Annotated in this window: 18 protein-coding genes and 1 pseudogene; 7 read left to right on the plus strand and 12 right to left on the minus strand. The window is 72.8% G+C overall.

Translation table 11 applies throughout. The features are described from left to right. Positions 1-117 precede the first annotated feature (117 nt). The gene (locus tag ABD419_RS05045; RefSeq protein ID WP_344482592.1) at positions 118-453 is read right to left on the minus strand and encodes a hypothetical protein; all 336 of its coding nucleotides are present in this window, start codon (positions 451-453) and stop codon (positions 118-120) included. Positions 454-600: 147 nt separating this feature from the next. On the opposite strand from ABD419_RS05045, the gene ABD419_RS05050 reads away from it, so the two are divergent. The 3 genes from ABD419_RS05050 to ABD419_RS05060 all read left to right on the plus strand — a co-directional run bounded on the left by ABD419_RS05050 (position 601) and on the right by ABD419_RS05060 (position 3,090). Then, entirely contained in the window at positions 601-1,455 is an 855-nt protein-coding gene (locus tag ABD419_RS05050; protein WP_344482595.1) for an alpha/beta fold hydrolase, read from the plus strand. A gap of 9 nt (positions 1,456-1,464) precedes the next feature. Then, complete coding sequence (locus tag ABD419_RS05055) at positions 1,465-2,088, plus strand: maleylpyruvate isomerase family mycothiol-dependent enzyme (protein WP_344482598.1); 624 nt, start codon at positions 1,465-1,467, stop codon at positions 2,086-2,088. Between the two features lie 252 nt (positions 2,089-2,340). Beyond that, positions 2,341-3,090, plus strand: coding sequence for a ZIP family metal transporter (locus ABD419_RS05060; protein WP_344482601.1), 750 nt, complete (start codon positions 2,341-2,343; stop codon positions 3,088-3,090). Positions 3,091-3,094: 4 nt separating this feature from the next. On the opposite strand, the gene ABD419_RS05065 is transcribed toward ABD419_RS05060, so the two are convergent. Both ABD419_RS05065 and ABD419_RS05070 read right to left on the minus strand, forming a co-directional pair. Beyond that, positions 3,095-3,442, minus strand: a complete 348-nt coding sequence (locus tag ABD419_RS05065) for a histone-like nucleoid-structuring protein Lsr2 (RefSeq protein WP_344482604.1) — start codon at positions 3,440-3,442, stop codon at positions 3,095-3,097. Positions 3,443-3,611: 169 nt separating this feature from the next. Next, on the minus strand, positions 3,612-4,190 hold the full coding sequence (locus ABD419_RS05070) for a hypothetical protein (protein ID WP_344482607.1): 579 nt from the start codon (positions 4,188-4,190) through the stop codon (positions 3,612-3,614). Between the two features lie 142 nt (positions 4,191-4,332). Between ABD419_RS05070 and ABD419_RS05075 the strand changes: the two genes are divergently transcribed. Continuing rightward, the gene (locus tag ABD419_RS05075) at positions 4,333-5,517 is read left to right on the plus strand and encodes a sensor histidine kinase (RefSeq protein WP_344482610.1); all 1,185 of its coding nucleotides are present in this window, start codon (positions 4,333-4,335) and stop codon (positions 5,515-5,517) included. Further along, positions 5,514-6,170, plus strand: a complete 657-nt coding sequence (locus ABD419_RS05080; protein WP_344482613.1) for a response regulator — start codon at positions 5,514-5,516, stop codon at positions 6,168-6,170. The genes ABD419_RS05075 and ABD419_RS05080 overlap by 4 nt, the downstream gene beginning before the upstream one ends. Positions 6,171-6,185: 15 nt before the next feature. On the opposite strand, the gene ABD419_RS05085 is transcribed toward ABD419_RS05080, so the two are convergent. Both ABD419_RS05085 and ABD419_RS05090 read right to left on the minus strand, forming a co-directional pair. After that, entirely contained in the window at positions 6,186-6,377 is a 192-nt protein-coding gene (locus tag ABD419_RS05085; protein ID WP_344482615.1) for a ferredoxin, read from the minus strand. An 86-nt stretch (positions 6,378-6,463) separates the two neighbouring features. After that, entirely contained in the window at positions 6,464-7,354 is an 891-nt protein-coding gene (locus ABD419_RS05090; protein WP_344482618.1) for a LysR family transcriptional regulator, read from the minus strand. Positions 7,355-7,458: 104 nt separating this feature from the next. On the opposite strand from ABD419_RS05090, the gene ABD419_RS05095 reads away from it, so the two are divergent. Beyond that, a complete protein-coding gene (locus ABD419_RS05095) occupies positions 7,459-7,806 on the plus strand; it encodes a DoxX family protein (RefSeq protein ID WP_344482621.1) in 348 nt (115 codons plus the stop codon). A 72-nt stretch (positions 7,807-7,878) separates the two neighbouring features. Here the strand turns inward: ABD419_RS05095 and ABD419_RS05100 are convergent, their stop codons facing one another. From ABD419_RS05100 to glnA, 5 genes and pseudogenes are all read right to left on the minus strand, one after another. Continuing rightward, positions 7,879-9,342, minus strand: coding sequence for a glycosyl hydrolase family 18 protein (locus tag ABD419_RS05100; protein ID WP_425555929.1), 1,464 nt, complete (start codon positions 9,340-9,342; stop codon positions 7,879-7,881). A gap of 193 nt (positions 9,343-9,535) precedes the next feature. Next, on the minus strand, positions 9,536-10,618 hold the full coding sequence (locus ABD419_RS05105) for a CorA family divalent cation transporter (RefSeq protein ID WP_344482627.1): 1,083 nt from the start codon (positions 10,616-10,618) through the stop codon (positions 9,536-9,538). Positions 10,619-10,695: 77 nt separating this feature from the next. After that, a pseudogene (locus ABD419_RS05110) lies at positions 10,696-13,269 on the minus strand (bifunctional [glutamine synthetase] adenylyltransferase/[glutamine synthetase]-adenylyl-L-tyrosine phosphorylase); the annotation flags it as partial. 41 nt (positions 13,270-13,310) lie between these two features. Continuing rightward, a complete protein-coding gene (locus ABD419_RS05115; protein WP_344482633.1) occupies positions 13,311-14,003 on the minus strand; it encodes a type 1 glutamine amidotransferase in 693 nt (230 codons plus the stop codon). Between the two features lie 17 nt (positions 14,004-14,020). Continuing rightward, positions 14,021-15,373: a type I glutamate--ammonia ligase gene (gene glnA / locus ABD419_RS05120; protein ID WP_344482636.1), complete on the minus strand. Its 1,353-nt coding sequence runs from the start codon at positions 15,371-15,373 to the stop codon at positions 14,021-14,023. A 44-nt stretch (positions 15,374-15,417) separates the two neighbouring features. Here glnA and ABD419_RS05125 point away from each other — a divergent pair, with 44 nt between their 5' ends. Continuing rightward, complete coding sequence (locus ABD419_RS05125) at positions 15,418-16,185, plus strand: MOSC domain-containing protein (RefSeq protein ID WP_344482639.1); 768 nt, start codon at positions 15,418-15,420, stop codon at positions 16,183-16,185. Positions 16,186-16,304: 119 nt separating this feature from the next. On the opposite strand, the gene ABD419_RS05130 is transcribed toward ABD419_RS05125, so the two are convergent. Both ABD419_RS05130 and panB read right to left on the minus strand, forming a co-directional pair. Then, positions 16,305-16,985, minus strand: a complete 681-nt coding sequence (locus ABD419_RS05130; protein ID WP_344482642.1) for an HAD family hydrolase — start codon at positions 16,983-16,985, stop codon at positions 16,305-16,307. A 107-nt stretch (positions 16,986-17,092) separates the two neighbouring features. Then, positions 17,093-17,962 carry a 3-methyl-2-oxobutanoate hydroxymethyltransferase gene (gene panB, locus ABD419_RS05135; RefSeq protein ID WP_344482645.1) on the minus strand — a complete coding sequence of 290 codons (870 nt, stop codon included), beginning with the start codon at positions 17,960-17,962 and terminating at the stop codon, positions 17,093-17,095. Positions 17,963-18,047 lie beyond the last annotated feature (85 nt).

The following is an 18,047-nucleotide window of genomic DNA, read 5'->3' on the forward strand; positions in this document are numbered from 1 at the left end:
GCGTCCGGGGTGCGGCTGCGACTGCGGTTGCCGCGCATGCGAAACGGGCCACCGCTCGCCGACCGGAGCCGGGTCAAAACGGTGGCCCGCAAGCACCATCGTACGCGGCCCCGGCGGCTACTGCGACAGGGTGTCGTAGAGGTCGTCGGGGTCGATCTGCGCCCGGTACTTGAACATGAGCGCGACCTCGGTGCCCAGGGAGCCGAGCCGCTCGCCGGGTTCGGTGATGAACTTCGGCTCGGCCCACTGCTGCGCGACGACGGCGGTGGGCCGGCCGTTCACCTCCAGGACCCAGGTGGCGCGGCCGCCGGCGATCTGCGCGAGGAACTTGCGCTGCCGCAGGTAGGCGACGGCCTCCGCGATCGTGCTCGACTCCGGCAGGTCCACGGTCTCGGCGTGCGGGTACACGTCGTCGCCCATCGCGACGCTCGAGCGGTCCACGTTGACGTTCATCGTTCGCCCTCCTCGGCTCGGTTCGATTCTGCCCGGGCGGGCCGCCCCCCGTCAGCCCGTCCCGGATCGGGGATTCCCGCACGGCGATGATTCCAGTCGTCCAGTCTCGTCCTATCCCCAGGAACCCACTGGAATCGAGGAGACGCCATGACCGAGCCGAAGACGTTCACACTGGACGCGCCCGGAGCCGAGCTGCACTACGACGTCCGTGATGGCGACGGGCCGACCCTGCTGGTCATCGGCTCGCCGATGGCCGCCGCGGGCTTCACCACGCTCGCCTCGCACTTTCCCGACCGGCGCGTGGTCACCTACGACCCGCGCGGGTCCGAGCGGAGCCGGCGCACCGACGGGGCCGCCGAGTCGACGCCCGAGGAGCACGCCGACGACCTGCGGCGCGTGATCGAGGCCGTCGGCGGGCCGGTGGACGTGTTCGCGAGCAGCGGTGGCGCGGTGAACGCCCTGGTGCTGGTCGCGAACCGGCCCGACCTGGTGCGGACCCTCGTCGCGCACGAGCCGCCCGCCGCGAGCGCCCTGCCCGAGCGCGAGGTGGCCTTGGCGGTCACCAAGGACATCCGCGACACGTACCTGGCCGCCGGCTTCGGCCCGGCCATGGCGAAGTTCCTCGGCCTCGTGTCCCACGACGGGCCGCTGACCCCCGAGTACCTGGAGCGGCCCGCGCCCGACCCGGCCGCGTTCGGGCTCCCCGCCGACGACGACGGCGCCCGCGACGACGCGCTGCTTGGCCAGAACATGGTCACGTGCGGCGCGTACGAGCACGACTTCAAGGCGCTGCGCGCCGCCCCGACCCGCATCGTGGTCGCGGTCGGCGCCGACTCGGGCGACACGTTCGCCGCGCGCGGCGGCCGGGCCGTCGCCGACCGGCTCGGCCTGGAGCCCGCGGTGCTCCCCGGCGACCACGGCGCGTTCCTCGGCGGCGAGTACGGCCAGACCGGCAAGCCCGATGAGTTCGCCGCGGCTCTGCGCGACGTCCTCGAGCAGTAGGGGCGGGCGATGAGGAGCGAGGTCTGGCCGCTGGTCCACGCCGAGCGCGCGGCGCTCGCCGAGGACCTGGCGCTGCTCGACGACGCGCAGTGGGACGAGCCGTCCCTGTGCGCGGGGTGGACGGTCCGCGACGTGGCCGCCCACCTGGCGGACTCGGCGCGGGCCACGCGGCCGGGCTTCCTCATCGACATGGTCCGGGCCCGGTTCGACTTCGACCGCCAGAACGCCCGCGGCATCGAGCGCGAGCGCGGCGCGAGCCCGCGGGAGACGCTCGCGCGGCTCCGCGCGGCCGGGCCCCGCACGACGGCTCCGCCCGGACCGCTCGGCACGCGCCTGGTCGAGGAGGTCGTGCACGGCGAGGACATCCGGCGGCCCTTGGGGATCGAGCACGCCTACGACCCGGCCGCGGTCGTCGGGGCCCTGCGCACCCACACCGGCATGTCCGCCTCGATGGGCGGCGCGAAAGCGCTCGTCGCGGGCCTCAGCCTGCGGGCGACGGACGCGGACCTCGTGATCGGCGAGGGCCCCGAGGTGCGCGGCTCCGCTCTGGCGCTGCTGCTGGCGACCTCGGGCAGGCGGGTGGCGCTGTCCGAACTGGAGGGTCCGGGGCTGGAATGGCTGGCGTCGGGCTGACGTGCGCGCTCGCGGCGTGGACGGGAAGCCGGCGGTGGCGTCGGAGGCGTTCTGCGGCCGCGAGCCGGCGGCGCTCGCGCCGAGTCCCGCGATGCCGAAGCGGCCCGGGGTGAACCGTGCGGCAGCCGCCGAATCGGGGCCGCACGGCAATTCAGGGACTCCGCCGCCGCGGGTCGCAGGGCGGGCACCGAACGGAGCCCTCGCAGACGCTCGCGGCCTTAGACTGGCGCGCATGACGAAAGCGGAGTCCCGGTGCCCGGCTGGCTGAGCGCGGGCGGGTGGGGGCTGCTGGCCGGGGCGGCCCTGGTCGCCGGGGCGCTCGTCGGCTACCTGGTCAAGGTGCCGCAGACGGCGATCGCCGGGATCATGGCGTTCGGGTCCGGGGTGCTGTTGTCGGCCGTCTCGTTCGATCTGATCGCCGACGCGAACGAGCGCGGCGGCCTCGCGCCGACCGCGCTCGGGGCGGTCGCCGGGGCGCTCGCGTACACGCTGTCGAACGTGGCCCTCGCGCGCCGCGGCGCGCGGCACCGCAAGCGCTCGGGGACGCAGCAGCCCGGCGAGGGCGACCATCCAGGCTCCGGCACCGCGATCGCGCTCGGGGCCCTGCTCGACGGCGTCCCCGAGTCGATCGTCATCGGCACCAGCCTGCTCGGCGGGGGCCCGGTCAGCGCCGCCACCGTCGCGGCCGTGTTCGTGAGCAACGTGCCCGAGGGGCTCTCCAGCGCCGCGGGCATGCGGCGGGCCGGGCGCGGGCGCGCCTACGTGTTCGGGCTGTGGAGCGCGATCGCGCTCGCGAGCGGCCTCGCGGCCGCCGCGGGGTACGCGTTCCTCGGCGACGCCCCCGACGCGCTGCTGGCGGCGATCACCGCGCTCGCGGCGGGCGCGATCCTGGCGATGATCGCCGACACGATGATCCCCGAGGCGTTCGAGGACGCGAGGCTGTGGACGGGGCTGATCGCGGTCCTCGGCTTCCTAGCCGCGTTCAGCCTCGCCCAGTGGTGATGATCTAGGAGTGGGCCTCGTTGTAGCGGGCGACCACGCCGTCGGGGAGCTTGCCGCGGGCCTTGACGGGGAGGTCGTGCTCCTCGGCCCAGCGGCGGATGTCGCGGTTGCGGTCGCGGTCGTCGCGGGAGGTGGTGCCCCGGCTCTTGACCGGGAGGACCTTGCTGGCGTGGTAGCGGCCCAGCTCGGTGCCGAACTCGCGGTAGGCCGTGAGGCGGTCCCGCAGCTCCTCGGCGTGGGCCTTCGAGAGGTCGACGCTGTAGAGGTAGCCGTCGATGCCGAACTCGATCGTCTCGGCCCCTTCACTCCCGTCGATGTCGTCGAACAACGTGACCACGGTCTTCTTCGCCACTGCGTCGCCTTCCTAACAGGATTATGACCATCGCGCACCGGGTGACGACTCGCCTGCGAACGACGACGCGGCAACGGGTGCGGGAGACGTACCGTCCCTCTGCGGAGAGCGGCGGTTCCGCACATACTAGCGAAACCGATTCCCACCCGGACTGACGCGGGCCCCCCGGTCAGGCGCGGCCGGGATCGCTCCCCGCGGCCGCCGGTCCGGCGTGCACCGCGTGCGCGAGCCAGACGAGTGCGGCGCCGCTGACGACGTGCACGGCGCTGACGAACAGGGTGTCGGGCAGGGGCGCGAGCAGGGCGATGAGCGGGAACGCGAAGGCGTACACGGCGACCGGCACGCGCGGATAGACCCCGGCCCTGAGCATCGCGACGCCGAACAGGACCGTTCCGGCGCTGAAGACGAGGGCGCTGCCGAGGAGCGCGGCCCTCGCGGCGCCGGGGAGGTCCGCGGTGACGGCGGGGTCGAGGTGGACGAGGACCAGGTTGAGGGCGAAGGCCGCGCCGCCGAACAGGCCGAGGCCGACCAGGTTGAGCCCGTAAGCGACCGAGCCGAGCGTGCGGGCGGCGCCGCGGTGGCCGAGGTGGAGGGCGACGATCAGGGGCAGGCCGAGCGCCGGGGCGACGCCGAGGGCGAGGCCGGTCGCGGGGATCTCGCCGGTGACGGCCTCCACGGAGGACGCGGCGGCGATGAGGATGCCGGAGGCGGCGCCGGTGGCGGCGCCGATGCGAAGCGATGCGTTCATGCCCTCGACGCTAGGGACGCCGCCGCCGCAGGGACAGTGCCGCGGGGCCGGACCGGCGGCCAGGAGGCACCGGCGGGGGTGCCCGGCGGCACGTGCCCTCCGGCAGGTTGACCGGTCCCGTTGCGCTGCATATCCTGCGGTCATGCCCCTCCCCCGAGTGCTCCGTCGTCCCGACGGGCTCCCCGCCGTCCCGGTGCCGTGGGTGTCGCCGGCCCTGTACGCGGCCGTCGCCGCCGCGGGCGCCTACGCGGGCGCCCGGGGCCTGGGCGACACGCGCGCGGTGCCGTTCGCGGCGGCCCTGGCGGCGCTGGTCGCGGTCGAGCTGCTCGAGCGCCGCCGCTGGCCGTCCGGGTCGCCGGCGCTGCCCGGCTCGCTCCTGCTGGCCGTGCGGCTGGGACTGTTCCTGGTGGTCGCGGCGGCGGACGGGTCGGGTCTGTCGCGGGTGCTGCTCCTGCTGCTGCCGTTCGGCGCGTACTTCGTGCTGGGCCCGGCGGCGAGCGTCACCGTCGGTGCGGTGTGCCTGGGCGGCATGGTGGTCGGGTTCCAGATCGCGGATCCGGACTGGCACGGCCGGACCGAGGCCGTCGCCGACGTGCTCATGTTCGCGATCGGGCTGGTGCTCGCGGTCGCGATGGCGTCGGTCGCGGTCGAGGAGCAGCGCCAGCGCGGGCGCGTGGAGGCCTCGCACGCGCGGTTGCGGGCCTACGCCGACCAGGTCGCGGACCTGTCCGCGGCCGCGGAGCGGGGGCGGCTGGCGCGGGACATCCACGACGGGCTGGGGCACCACCTGACGGCGATCAGCGTGCTGCTGGAGAAGGCCGAGGCGTACCGGGAGCGCGACGGGGCGGTCGCCGACGCGGCCGTGGCGGACGCGCGGCGTTCGGCGCAGCGGGCGCTGGAGGAGGTGCGGGCGTCGGTGCGGACGATGCGGGCCGACGCCGAGCCGTTCCGGCTGGCGGCGGCGCTGGAGGAGCTGGCGCTGCGGTCGGGGCGGGGGCCGGCGGTGGCGGTGGACGCCGCGGGTGAGGAGCGGCGGTTCGGACGGGACGCGCTGGTGGCGCTGTACCGGACCGCGCAGGAGGGGGTCACGAACGCGCGCAGGCATTCCGGGGCGGCGCGGGTGGAGGTCCGGCTGCGGATGGACGGCGAGCGGGCGCGGCTGGTGGTCGCGGACGACGGGCGCGGGTTCGCGGCGGGGCCGGAGGGCGCAGGGCTGGCGGGGATGCGCGAGCGGCTCGAACTGGTCGGCGGCACGCTCGCGGTGGAGAGCGCGCCGGGGGCGGGGACCCGCCTGACGGCGGTCGTCCCGCGGCGGGGGGCGGCGTGAGCGGCGAAGGGGCGCAGGCGGTCCGGGTGGTGGTGGCGGACGATCAGCGGCTGGTGCGCGAGAGCGTCGCGGCGCTGCTGGACCTCCAGGAGGGCATCGCGGTGGTGGGGACGGCGGCCGACGGGAGGGAGGCGGTCGAGGTGGCGGTGGCGTGCGCGGCGGACCTGGTGCTCATGGACGTGCGGATGCCGGGGACGGACGGGATCGCGGCGACGCGGGCGCTGCGGGAGCGGCGGCCGGAGTGCCTGGTGGTCATGCTGACGACCTTCGACGACCGGGACAGCATCGTCGAGGCGATGCGCGCGGGGGCCCGGGGCTACCTGCTGAAGGACCGGCCCTCGAAGGACCTGGCGGATGCGATCCGGACCGCGTGCACGGGGGTGGTGCAGTTCGACCCGGCCGCGGCGGCGAGCCTGACGGCGGCGCTCACCTCGGGCGGGCCCGGGCCGGAGCCGGTGTCGGACCGGTTGTCGGGCAGGGAGGTCGAGGTGCTGCGGCTGCTCGGGGCGGGGGCCACGAACCGGGAGATCGCGGCGCGGCTGTTCCTCAGCGAGGGCACGGTGAAGAACCACGTCTCGCGGATCCTCGCGCGGCTGGGCCTGCGCGACCGCACGCAGGCGGCGATCTACGCGCGGGACCGCGGGCTGCGCTGAGGGTCGGTGCGGCCTTCACGCAAGCCGGAGCGCGTCCGCGGGGCACAGCCGCACCGCGTCGGCGACCTCGTCGTCGCAGTCCTCGGCCTCGTCGGCGAGGAGCAGCACGAGGCCGTCCTCGTCGTCCTGGTCGAAGTGGCCCGGCGCGGTGAGCGCGCACATGCCGGACCCGGCGCACCGGTCGCGGTCGGCGACGATCTTGACCATGGCTTGCTCCTCACTGTAGTACGTATATTCATACTATACGTATATCGGAGCGCGGAGGTCCGCCCGGGCGCTCGGAACGCCCCGGCTCAGTCGGCGAGGGCCGTCGCCGCCGCGATGAGGTCGGCCAGCGCACCGGAGGGCGCGGTGCCCTTGGGCCACACCAGGGCCACCGTGCTCGGGCCGACGCCGGAGACCTCCCGGTAGGCGATGTCGGGCCGGGCGTAGTAGCGGGCCGCGCTCACCGGGGCCAGTGCGATGCCGTCGCCGTTGGCGATGGCGGTGAGCCAGTCGTCGGGGTGCTCGGTGACCGCCCCGACCTTCACCGTGCGGCCGCCGCGGGCGTCGGCCGCGACCCAGTGGTCGCGGAAGGCGCCCACCGCGCCGGGCGCGGCCACGAACGGCTCGTCGAGGAGGTCCTCGAAGCGCAGCGAGTCGTGCTGCGCCAGTGGATGATCGGCCGCCATGGCGATGCAGCGGGCCTCGGTGAGCAGGACCGCCGTCTCGAACTCGTCCTGGCGGGGGAACGGCAGCCGCAGGAACGCGGCGTCGACCTCGCCGGAGACGAGCCCCGCGACGGGGTCGCCCCAGCTCGCCTGGCGCAGTTCGATCCGCCAGCCGGGGCGGCGCTCGCGGAAGGCGGCGATGATCGGCTGGGTCTTCTCGTTGGCGGCGCTGGCGAGGAAGCCGACGCGGAGCACTTCGGCGGCTTCGGTCTCGGCGGCGCGCACGGCGCGGCGGGCGCCGTCCCAGGCGTCGAGGACGGCCGGGACGGCGGCGGCGAGCGCCTCGCCGGGGCCGGTGAGGGCCATGCCGTGCTTGGACCGCTCGAAGAGGACGGCGCCGAGCTGCGCCTCGAGCTGGCGGATCTGCTTGGTGAGCGCGGGCTGGGAGACGTACAGCCGCTCGGCGGCGCGGGTGAGGTTGCCCTCGTCGGCGACGGTCTGGAAGGAACGCAGCAGCCGCAGGTCGACATCCATAACCACAGGTTATAGACACTGGTATTGGACGTGTGCGCGGATCGGCACGAGACTGGGGGCGTCCGGCGGAGGGTCCGCCGGGCGGGAACCGGAGGTCTGCCGCGATGTTCATCGCCTTGGTGGTCGTCAACGTGCTCGCCATCGCCGCCAACGCGATCGAGTCGGTCGCGAACTTCGCGGGCGCGGCGTGGGTGAAGCGGAACTCGCGGGCGGTGGGGGTGCCGGACTCGTGGCTGCCGTTCCTCGGCGCGGTGAAGGGCGCGGCGGCGCTGGGGCTCGCGGCCGGGTTCGTCTGGCGGCCGCTGGGGATCGCGGCGGCGGTGGGCCTGGTCGTGTTCTTCGTGCTGGCGACGGCGCTGCACGTGAAGGCGCGGGTCTTCCACAACTTCTACGGCCCCTTGGTGTTCCTGGGCTTGAGCGTCGCGGTGCTGTGGCTGTTCCTGGCGGTCTGAACGGCGAGCGGCCGGCGGAGGACCGGGACGGGTCCCCCGCCGGCCTGGCGGGTCAGACTGCTTGCCGGATGCCTAGTCCAGCCCGGCGGCGATGGCGTTCATGAGTTCGCCGTTGGCGGTGTCGCCGGACAGCTCCCAGGAGAACGCGCCGCCGAGGCCCTGGCTGTCGAGCCAGGTCATCTTGGTCGCGATCGTCGCGGGGGTGTCGTAGCTCCACCACTCGTTGCCGCACTTGGCGTATGCGGTGCCGCCGACGGTCCCGGTGGCCGGGCACTCGGCCTTGAGGACCTCGTAGTCGTCGATGCCGGCCTCGTAGGTGCCCGGGGCCGCGCCGGTGGCGGAACCCCCTGGCGCCGATTGCGTCACGCCGGTCCAGCCTCTGCCGTAGAAGCCGAAGCCGAGCAGGAGCTTCTCCGACGGGATGCCGAGCGCTTTGAGCTTGGCGATCGCGGTGGCGCCGTCGAAGCCGGCGATCGGCTGGCCGCTGAAGCTGTTGAGCGGCGAATGCGGGGCGGTGGGCCCGTCGGCGTCCCAGGCGCCGAAGTAGTCGTAGGTCATGACCATGTAGAAGTCGATGTACTGGGCCGCGGCGTCGTAGCCGCCCTTCTCGATCTTGCCGCCGGACGTGCCGTCGGCGGTGATCGCGGAGGTCACGAGGGCGTTGGCGCCGAACTTGGCGCGCAGTGCCTTCATGAGGTTGGGGTAGGCCGAGGTGCCGGAGGTGTCGCAGGTGAGACCGCAGGCGTTCGGGTACTCCCAGTCAATGTCGATCCCGTCGAACAGGCCGGCCCAGCGGGGGTCGTTGACGAGGTTGTAGCAGGACTGCGCGAAGGCGGTCGGGTTCTGCGCGGCCTGGGTGAAGCCGCCGGACCAGGTCCAGCCGCCGAAGGACCACACGATCTGGATGTCCGGGTACATCTCCTTGAGCTTGAGCAGCTGGTTGAAGTTGCCGCGGAGGGCGCCGGTGTCCCAGGTGTCGGCGACGCCGTCCACCGAGGTGCCCGCGTCGTAGAACTTGTCGATGGCCGCGTAGGAGTCGCCCATCGTGCACTGGCCGTTCTGGACGTTGCCGAACGCGTACACGATGTGGGTGAGGTCCTCGGCGGAGCCGGAGGTGACGAGGTTCTTCACGTGGTAGTTGCGGCCGTAGACGCCCCACTCGGTGAAGTAGGCGGCGTTGATCGCGCCGCCGGTGCCGGGGTCGCCGGTGGGTTCCTCGGTCGGCTCCTCGGTGGGCTCCTCGCTGGTGGGCGGGTCGCCTCCGTCGGTGCAGGCGCCGAGGGACTGCCAGACGCCCCATTCGCCGGTGGTGCCGGGGGTCTCGTTGGTGGTCCACCACTTGGCGCGGTACTCCACGCTGTTGTGGCTGACCTGGTCGCCGCCGACGTAGACCTCGGAGGAGACCCACGGGTCGGAGCAGACGGTCTCTGCATGTGCGCTGAAGGGGTTCGCGACGGTGTAGATGACGCCGGTCGTGACCACGGCCAGAGCCGCGGTGACGAGGGCGATCAAGCGCCGGGTCCTCAGTCGTCTCAATGTTCCTCCCAAAGGTAAAGAGACTTAACTGATAGGTATCTTTATTGTTATGGGAGGGCCTCGCGAAAGTCAAGCATTCACATCGAAAAATTTCAATGGCGGCTTTGTTACCGAAATGGGAGCGCGGCCGCGGCCCACACGGACCGTCACCATCGGCTCGACGCATTCGCTTTGCGGCGGTTCGCTATGGTGTTCAACGAAGGCAGGCAGGGCCGGAGGGGCGGATCCGCCGCGCAGGGGCATCGTCAGCGATGCGGCGCACGGCGGGTCCGCCCCTCGTCCTCATCCATTGCGATTCAAGGACATCGATCCGTAACAGCCAGCCGTTCCGTTTGAAACCGCGATGCAGTAGCACGCACACCACCACCATCGCGGCCAGCGCGAGCGGATACCCGACCGCCCAGTGCAGTTCCGGCATGTCGTCGAAGTTCATGCCGTAGATCCCCGAGATGATCGTCGGCGCGATCGCGATCGCCGCCCACGCCGAGATCTTCTTCGTGTCCTCGTTCTGCCACGTCCCGATCTGGCCCTGGTGGGCGGTGAGCACGGTCGTCAGCAGGCTCATGCAGGTCTCGAGCGCCGCGTCCACCCGGATGAGGTGTCCGCCGACGTCGCTGAACCCCTTGTGCGCGAACACGTCCGCGTCGGTGCGGCGCTCGCGCAGCGCGTGCGCGAACGCCACGAGCGGGCGCACGGCGTTCTGGAACTCCAGCGTCTCGCGGATGAGGAAGTAGATCTCCTGGTTGCGGTCGTCGCGCTGCCCGGAGAAGACCAGCCGCTCCAGGTCGCTCACGTCGTCGGTGAGGTCCTCGACCGCGCCGTCGTACTGCTCGACCACGGCGTCGAAGAGCGCGTGGACGATCGCCGGCACGCCGCCGGCGCGGAAGTCGCCGTCTCGGAGTCGTTCGCGCACATGGGGAACCGGGTCGACCACGCCGCGGCGCACCGTCACCAGCGACCGCCCGTCGGTGAACAGCGTCAGCTCCCCGGTCTCCACCTGCTGGGTCGCCTCGATGTACCACACGGTCTTGACCAGCAGGATCACCTCGCCCTCGATGCGCTCCACCTTGGGCCGCGGGTGCACGGCGTTCACCGGGAAGGCGCCGAAGCGGTCGAGTCCGAGCGCGGTCAGCGCCTCCTGGACGCCCTCGGCGTCGGGGCTGTCGAACTCGACCCACGCGAACGCCCCGTCTGCGGCGGCGTCGGCCCGCAGCCGCGCGCCGTCCCCGCTGCGCTCCTCGGCGCCCCCGGCCGTCACCACGGTGTAGTCGATCATCCGCTCCCCCAATCCGCGTCCGGGTTCCGAGTCTAGGGCCTGTCGGGTGCATCCCGTCCGGATGCGCAGGACAAGTCCTAGGTGCCGTAGACGATCCGGTGCGCCGCTTCGTGTGCGCGGCGGGTCAGCCGCAGGTAGTCGTTGAGGAACCGCTCGGTGTCGTCCCCGTACTCGAGGGTCTGCGCCAGCGCGGCCAGCTCGGGCCCCGAACGCGGCAGGTCGTCGCGGGGGACGCCGCGCGCCAGCGTCATGTCGTTGCGCACGCGCGACACGAACAGCCAGGCCTCGCGCAGCGACAGCAGGTCGGCGGCGTTGAGGTGCCCGGCGGCCGCGGCGGCCTCCAGGGCCGGCACGGTGCGGGTGGTGCGGATCGCCGGGTCGTCGGCGTGCTCGAGCTGGAGGAGCTGCGCGGTCCACTCGATGTCGACGAGGCCGCCGCGGCCGAGCTTGGTGTGGCCGTTGGGGTCCGCGCCGCGCGGCAGCCGCTCGGCGTCGACCCGGGCCTTGACGCGGCGGAACTCGACGCGCTCGGCCTCGGTGAGCCCGCCGGGCCGGTACCTGACGCCGTCGGCGAACTCGGTCCAGGCCGCCGCGAGGCCCTCGTCCCCGGCCACGGGCCGGGCGCGCAGCAGCGCCTGGCGCTCCCAGAGGCGGGCCCGGTCGTCGTAGTAGCGGCGGTAGGCGGCGAGGCTCGGCGCGATCGCGCCGCCCTTCCCCTCGGGCCGCAGGTCGAGGTCGATCTCCAGGGGCGGGTCGGCGGTGGGCGCGGCCAGGAGCGTGCGGACCGAGCCCACGATCTTCGACGCGGCCTTGCGCTCGGGATCGGTCGATCCGTTGTGGACGAACACGACGTCGGCGTCGGAGCCGTACCCGGTCTCGCGGCCGCCCAGGCGGCCCATTCCGATCACGAGCATCGGCGGCGCGTCGTCGAGTCCGCGGGCCCCGATCTCAAGGGCCGCTTGGAGGACGGCGTCGGTGAGGTCGGAGAGCGCGAGGCCCACGGCCTGGTCGTCCAGGAGCCCCAGCAGGTCGGCGGCGGCGATGCGGATGAGCTCGCGGCGGCGGATCGCGCGGACGGCGCCGATCGCGGCGGTCGGGTCCGAGTGCCGGGCGGCGGCCTGGCGCATCCCGGTCGCGATCTCCTCGCGCGGGCGCGGGGTGAGGTCGGCGTTGTCCGAAAGGTACCGCAGCGACTGCGGCACGTGCAGCAGCAAGGAGGTGAAATAGCGGGAGGTGCCGAGCAGGCGCGCGAGCCGGACCGCGGCGGGGCCGCCGTCGCGCAGCAGCCGCAGGTACCAGGGCGTGGTGCCGAGCTTGTCGGAGACCTGCCGGTAGGCGAGGAGGCCGCGGTCGGGCTCGGGCGAGTCGGCGAGCTCGTGCAGGATGATCGGCAGGAGGGCGCGCTGCACGGTGGCGGTGCGGGAGACGCCCGCGGTGAGCTTCCCGATGTGGGTGAGCGCGCTCGCGGGGTCGTTGAAGCCGAGCACGGCGAGGCGGCCGGCGGCCTCGGCCTCGCTCATGCGCAGTTCGGGGGTGGGGACGCGGGTGACGGCGTCGAGCAGGGGCTTGTAGAGCAGCTTCTCGTGGAGGCGCCGCGCGGTGGTGGCGTGGGCGCGCCACGCGGCGAGGAAGCCCTCGTCGGTGGTGTAGCCGAGGGTGCGGGCGAGGTGGTGGAGCGGTTCGCCGCCGTCGGGCACGCGGTGGGTGCGCAGGAGCCGCTGGAGCTGGAGGCGGTGCTCGACGGTGCGCAGGAAGACGTACGTGTCGGCCAGGTCCTCCCCGTCGCGGCGCGCGAGGTACCCGGCCGCGACCAGGACCTCCAATGCCTCCAGTGTGGACCGGACGCGGAGCGAGGGGTCGCCGCGCCCGTGCACGAGCTGGAGTAGCTGCACGGCGAACTCGATGTCGCGCAGGCCGCCGGGGCCGAGCTTGATCTCGTACCGCCGCTCGGCGGCGGGCACGGAGTCGACGACCTTGCGGCGCATGTCGCGGATGTCGGCGACGACGCCGGGCCGGTCGGCGGCGCCCCAGATGAACGGCTGCACGGCCGCGAGCCACTCGAGCCCCAGCTCCAGGTCGCCGGCGGCGGGCCGGGCCTTGAGGAGCGCCTGGAACTCCCAGGTGCGGGCCCAGTCCTTGAGGTACGCGGTGTACGACTCGACGGTCCGCACCAGCGCGCCCGAGCGGCCCTCGGGCCGCAGCCCGGCGTCGACGGGCCACGTCGCGGGGCCGACGATCTGGATCATGCGGGCGGCCTGGCGGGTGGCGAGGCCGAGGTCGCCGTCCGCGACGAACACGACGTCCACGTCGGAGACGTAGTTGAGCTCCTCGGCGCCGGTCTTGCCCATGGCGATCACGGCCAGGCGCGCCTCCCCCGGGTGCTCCTCGCGGGCGAGTTCGAGCCCGCGGGCCAGGACCGCGTCGGCGAGGCGCGAGAGCGCGTCGGAGGTGGCCCGCAGGTCGGCCCTGCCGGTGAGGTCGGCGGCGGCGATGCGGAGCAGGTTCTCCTTCCAGGCGGCGTTCAGCCGGAAGGGCCCGGCCTCGCGCACGCGCGCGAGGCCGGCGTCCTCGTCCTCGGTGAGCGCGGGCTCGGACTCGGGGTGCGCGCGCAGGTGGTCGGCCAGCGCGTTGCTGGCCGCGACGACGGCGAGGCGCGCCTCGTCCGCGTTCAGGGCGTGCTCGCTGTCGGCCATCAGCGCTCGCGGAGGTCGAGGAGCGGGAGCGCCTTCTTCTCGCCCGAGGCGACCTTCGCGAACCGCTGGAGGATCGGCTTCCAGGTGAAGACGATGTGCTCGTCGACCTCGGCGGCCTTGGCGAGCGCGGCCTCGTCGAAGGCGCCGAATCCGGCCAGCTGCTCAGGGGTGAACTCGAAGTGCGACTGGACGCCCCAGGCGGTCTCGCGGATGCGGAAGATCTCAAGGGCCCCTTGCGGGGAGGACGCCAGCAGCGTGGCCTCGGCCGGGAGCTCGACGAGCTCCTGGCGGCGCCAGCGGATGACGTCGATGGTCATGGGGGCGGGGCCGAAGACGAGGTCGCGGCCGGCGGCGTCGCGCTTGGCGAGCATCCGCGGGCCGAACGGCTCGTCGCGGTCCTCGACCCTGCCGCCGAACGCGGCGGCGAGGATGCGGGCGGAGGAGCAGATCGCGAGGGTCGGCGTCTGGTCGGCGACGGCGGTGGTCAGGAGCCCGGCGAGGTCGTCGCTCCAGTCCTTCCCGCGGCCGCCCCCCAGGGCGATGAGGGCCTCATGACCCCCGGGCGAGTTCGGCACGGCCTCACCGAGGTGGGGCCGCACCGTGTCGAACTCCATGCCGGCCTCGGCCAGCCATGCGGCGGCCCTGCCGAGGCCCTGCTCCGGATCGTTCTCGATGACGAGTGCGGTGGTCACCCACCCACTGTAATCGGTCAGAGGTTGATGTAGCGCTTGCGTTCGAAGGCCGTCACCTGGGTGCGGTAGTCCTCCCACTCCTGGCGCTTGTTCTTCAGGAAGTAGTCGAACACGTGCTCGCCGAGGACCTCGGCGACGAGCTCGGAGGACTCCATCTTGTCGAGGGCCTCCTCGAGGTTGGCCGGGAGCGGCTGGTAGCCGGCGGCGCGGCGCTCGGCGCCGGTGAGGGCCGAGACGTCGTCCTCGGTGCCCGGGGGCAGCTCGTAGCCCTCTTCGATGCCCTTGAGGCCGGCGCCGAGGAGCACGGCGTAGGCGAGGTACGGGTTCGTGGCGGAGTCGAGGGAGCGGATCTCGACGCGGGCCGAGTTCGGCTTGCCGTAGACGGGGACGCGCACGAGCGCGGACCGGTTGGCCTTGCCCCAGGAGACGTACGAAGGGGCCTCGGAGATCTGGCCGGGCTGGGCGCTGGAGTACAGGCGCTTGTAGGAGTTGACCCACTGGTTCGTGATCGCGGTGAACTCCGGCGCGTGGCGCAGGAGGCCGGCGATGAACGCCTTGGCGGTCTTGGAGAGGCGCTGCTCGTCGCCCGGGTCGTGGAAGGCGTTGTCCTCGCCCTCGAAGAGCGACAGGTGCGAGTGCATGCCGGAGCCGGGCTGGGTGTTGTACGGCTTGGGCATGAAGGACGCGGTGACGTCGGAGGTCATCGCAATCTCCTTGACGACGTGCCGGAACGTCATGATGTTGTCGGCCGTGGTCAGCGCGTCGGCGTAGCGGAGGTCGATCTCCTGCTGGCCGGGGGCGACCTCGTGGTGGGAGAACTCGACGGAGATGCCGACGCGCTCCAGGGCGAGGATGGCCTGGCGGCGGAAGTCGCGGGCGACCGAGTGGGTCGTGTGGTCGAAGTAGCCGCCGTCGTCGACGGGCTCGGGCTTGGCGCCGGTCTCCGGGAAGATGTCCTTGAACAGGAAGAACTCGATCTCGGGGTGCACGTAGAAGGTGAACCCGCGGTCGGCGGCCTTGGAGAGGGACCGTCGCAGCACGTGGCGCGGGTCGGCCCAGGACGGGGCGCCCTCGGGGGTGAGGATGTCGCAGAACATGCGGGCGGACTCGCCGATGCCGCGGCCCTCGAACGGGAAGACCTGGAACGTGGTCGGATCGGGCATGGCGACCATGTCGGACTCGTACACGCGCGCGAAGCCCTCGATGGCGGAGCCGTCGAAGCCGATGCCCTCCTCGAAGGCGGACTCGAGTTCGGCCGGGGCGACGCTCACGGACTTGAGCGTGCCGAGGACGTCGGTGAACCACAGCCGCACGAAGCGGATGTCGCGTTCTTCGAGCGTGCGAAGCACGAACTCCTTCTGCCGTTCCATGGCGGGTCTCCTCTGTCCTGGGGCGGCAATTGTCTCACCTGATTATGTCGCCGAAGTTAACCCGGCCAGGACGACTCCAAAACGTGAGAGGAGGTACATTCGGGAGCGTGTTCGCAGGTGAGATCAGGCAGTTGTGGCGGTATCCGGTCAAGGGACTCAGGGGCGAGTCATTGCGTTCCGCAGTGGTCGACTCGGAGGGTCTGGCCGGGGACCGGCTTCTCGGGCTCTACGAACCCGGCACCGACAAGTCGGTGTGGGGCGGCAGCCACCCGAAGATGATGGCCTGGGAGGCCGCGCACCCCGCGCAGTGCAGCAACGCCGACTCGTCGGCCGGCGACCCCGTCTTCTACGAGTCCGGCGGCGCGGCCTGGGGCCTCGACGACCCCGGGCTCCCGGCGCGGCTGGCCGAGACGATCGACGCCCCGAAGGGCGTCGAGATCCGCAGGACCCGGGGCAGCGCCGGCCGGATGCTGGTGGTCTTCGAGGCGAGCCTGCGCAAGCTCAGCGAGCAGATGGGCCGCGAGATCGAGTCGGCGAGGTTCCGCCCGAACGTGGTCGTGGAGGCGGACCTGGCGCCGTTCGCCGAGTACGACCTCGAGCCCGGCATGCGGATCCGGTTGGGCGACTTCGACTTCACGCTCCAGAAGCCCTGCGAGCGGTGCGTCCTGCCGAGCTGGACCCCCGACGGCTCGAACGAGCGCGACAAGGAACTGCACCGGCACATCATCACCGAGCTGGACAACCACTTCGGGATCTACGTGACGACCGCCGAACGCGCGGTCGTGCGGGTGGGCGACCCGATCGCCGGCTAGACGAGGGACGCCCTGAGCCGGGGATCGGTCGGCTCAGGGCGCAATCCCAGCATAAACGCCGAGTGCGACATGCTGGGTTCACGAGCCCGTGACGCGCGCGACGCTCACTGGTACGCGTGCTACCCGACGGTCGCCCAGCGGTGGATGAACGGGTACAGCTCTTCGAGGGTGCGCGCCGACGCGCTCGCGCGCGGCCACGGCCGGCCGTAGTGGTCGACGTAAGCGGTGGTGCAGCCGCGGTCGGCGGCCGGGGCGAGGTCGTTGACGGGGATGTCGCCGACGCTCAGGATGTGCTCGGGCTTGCGGTCCTCCAGCAGCTCGTCGAGCATGGTCTCCAGGCCGACGGGCTTGGCCGCGTCGCCCACGACCTGGTCGAACAGGCCGTCGAGGCCGAGCCGGTCGAGGACGGGCTCCAGGCTCGACTCCGGGGCGTTCGTCACCAGGCGGACCTCGACGGTGCGCGGCAGGCCCCAGATGAACTCGGCGAAGCCGTCGGGCGCCCAGATCCCGAAGTCCCCCGCGGCCATGCGGTCCCGGGTGGACTCGTAGTGGCCGGCGCGGACCGCGTCGGGCACGCCGAACTCGCCGGCGAGGCGGCGCACGGCGTTGTCGGCGTCGTAGGCGTCGAAGGTGGAGGCGGTGGTGGGCTTGCCCGCGACGAACGCGGCGTGGGCGGCGAGGAAGGCGCGTTCGTCCTCGGGTTCGAGTTCGGCGGCGACGAGGCGGGCGTAATGCGAGGCGTGCTCGGAGCCGAGCCGCACGGTGCCGTCGTAGTCGAAGAGCAGGATGGCGTCGTTCACGTACTGAGACGCTACGCGATCGACGGGCCTTCCCCATAGGGCCGGGCGCGTTTGCGACTCGCAAGCTTCGTCACACGCGCGCCCGGCCCGACCGGAGGTCTGCCCGGCTACTCGAAGCCGTGCTCCTTCGCGGGGAACCCGCCCGCGCGGACGTCGTCGGCGTAGGCCTTGGCGGCGTCCTGGAGGACCGTGGCGAGGTCGGCGTACCGCTTGACGAAGCGCGGCGGCTTCCCGCGGCGCAGGCCGGCCATGTCCTGCCAGACGAGGACCTGCGCATCGGTCTCGGAGCCGGCGCCGATGCCGACCGTGGGGATCGGCAGCCGCTTGGTGATCTCGGCCGCGACCGAGGAGGTCACCATCTCCAGGACCACCGCGAACGCGCCCGCGTCGGCGACGGCGTGCGCGTCGGCCTCGACCTCGGCCGCCTGGGCGTCGCGGCCCTGGACCCGGTAGCCGCCGATGGTGTGCTCGCTCTGCGGCGTGAACCCGATGTGGCCCATGACGGGGATGCCCGCGTCGGTGAGCGCCCGGATCTGGGCGGCCATGCGGCGCCCGCCCTCGAGCTTCACGGCGTGGGCGCCGGCCTTCATGAACCGGACGGCGGTCTCCAGCGCCTGCGCGGGACCGGTCTCGTACGAGCCGAACGGCAGGTCGGCCACGACCAGGGTGCGCTTGGTCGAGCGGGCCACGGCCGCGACCAGCGGCAGCAGCTCCTCGACGGACACCTGGAGGGTCGTCTCGTAGCCGTAGACGTTGTTCGCGGCGGAGTCGCCCACGAGCAGCGCCGGGATGCCGGCCTCGTCGAAGAGGGCGGCCGTGTACTGGTCGTAGGAGGTCAGCATCGCCCACTTCTCGCCGCGCTCCTTGGCCTCGACCAGGTGGCGGGTGCGAACGCGCTTGACCGTGGTGCCCGGCCCGTACAGGCTCGGGATCTCGTCGGGGGTGCTCGATGCTGCACCGTGTGATGAGAGCGTCATCGTCGTGCTCCAGAATCTCCTCGTGGCCGGCTGACCGGTCCCCGGGTGGTTACCGAACAAAACTAACGCTCATCGATATATATGT

The organism is Glycomyces endophyticus (genome assembly GCF_039531525.1).
GTDB lineage: Bacteria > Actinomycetota > Actinomycetes > Mycobacteriales > Micromonosporaceae > Glycomyces > Glycomyces endophyticus.

Coding starts and splice junctions, on each gene's coding strand:
- ABD419_RS05045 (WP_344482592.1), bottom strand. CDS start 453: ATGAACGTCAACGTGGACCGCTCGAGCGTCGCGATGGGCGACGACGTG.
- ABD419_RS05050 (WP_344482595.1), top strand. CDS start 601: ATGACCGAGCCGAAGACGTTCACACTGGACGCGCCCGGAGCCGAGCTG.
- ABD419_RS05055 (WP_344482598.1), top strand. CDS start 1,465: ATGAGGAGCGAGGTCTGGCCGCTGGTCCACGCCGAGCGCGCGGCGCTC.
- ABD419_RS05070 (WP_344482607.1), bottom strand. CDS start 4,190: ATGAACGCATCGCTTCGCATCGGCGCCGCCACCGGCGCCGCCTCCGGC.
- ABD419_RS05075 (WP_344482610.1), top strand. CDS start 4,333: ATGCCCCTCCCCCGAGTGCTCCGTCGTCCCGACGGGCTCCCCGCCGTC.
- ABD419_RS05085 (WP_344482615.1), bottom strand. CDS start 6,377: ATGGTCAAGATCGTCGCCGACCGCGACCGGTGCGCCGGGTCCGGCATG.
- ABD419_RS05090 (WP_344482618.1), bottom strand. CDS start 7,354: ATGGATGTCGACCTGCGGCTGCTGCGTTCCTTCCAGACCGTCGCCGAC.
- ABD419_RS05095 (WP_344482621.1), top strand. CDS start 7,459: ATGTTCATCGCCTTGGTGGTCGTCAACGTGCTCGCCATCGCCGCCAAC.
- ABD419_RS05105 (WP_344482627.1), bottom strand. CDS start 10,618: ATGATCGACTACACCGTGGTGACGGCCGGGGGCGCCGAGGAGCGCAGC.
- glnA (WP_344482636.1), bottom strand. CDS start 15,373: ATGGAACGGCAGAAGGAGTTCGTGCTTCGCACGCTCGAAGAACGCGAC.
- ABD419_RS05125 (WP_344482639.1), top strand. CDS start 15,418: ATGTCGCCGAAGTTAACCCGGCCAGGACGACTCCAAAACGTGAGAGGA.
- panB (WP_344482645.1), bottom strand. CDS start 17,962: ATGACGCTCTCATCACACGGTGCAGCATCGAGCACCCCCGACGAGATC.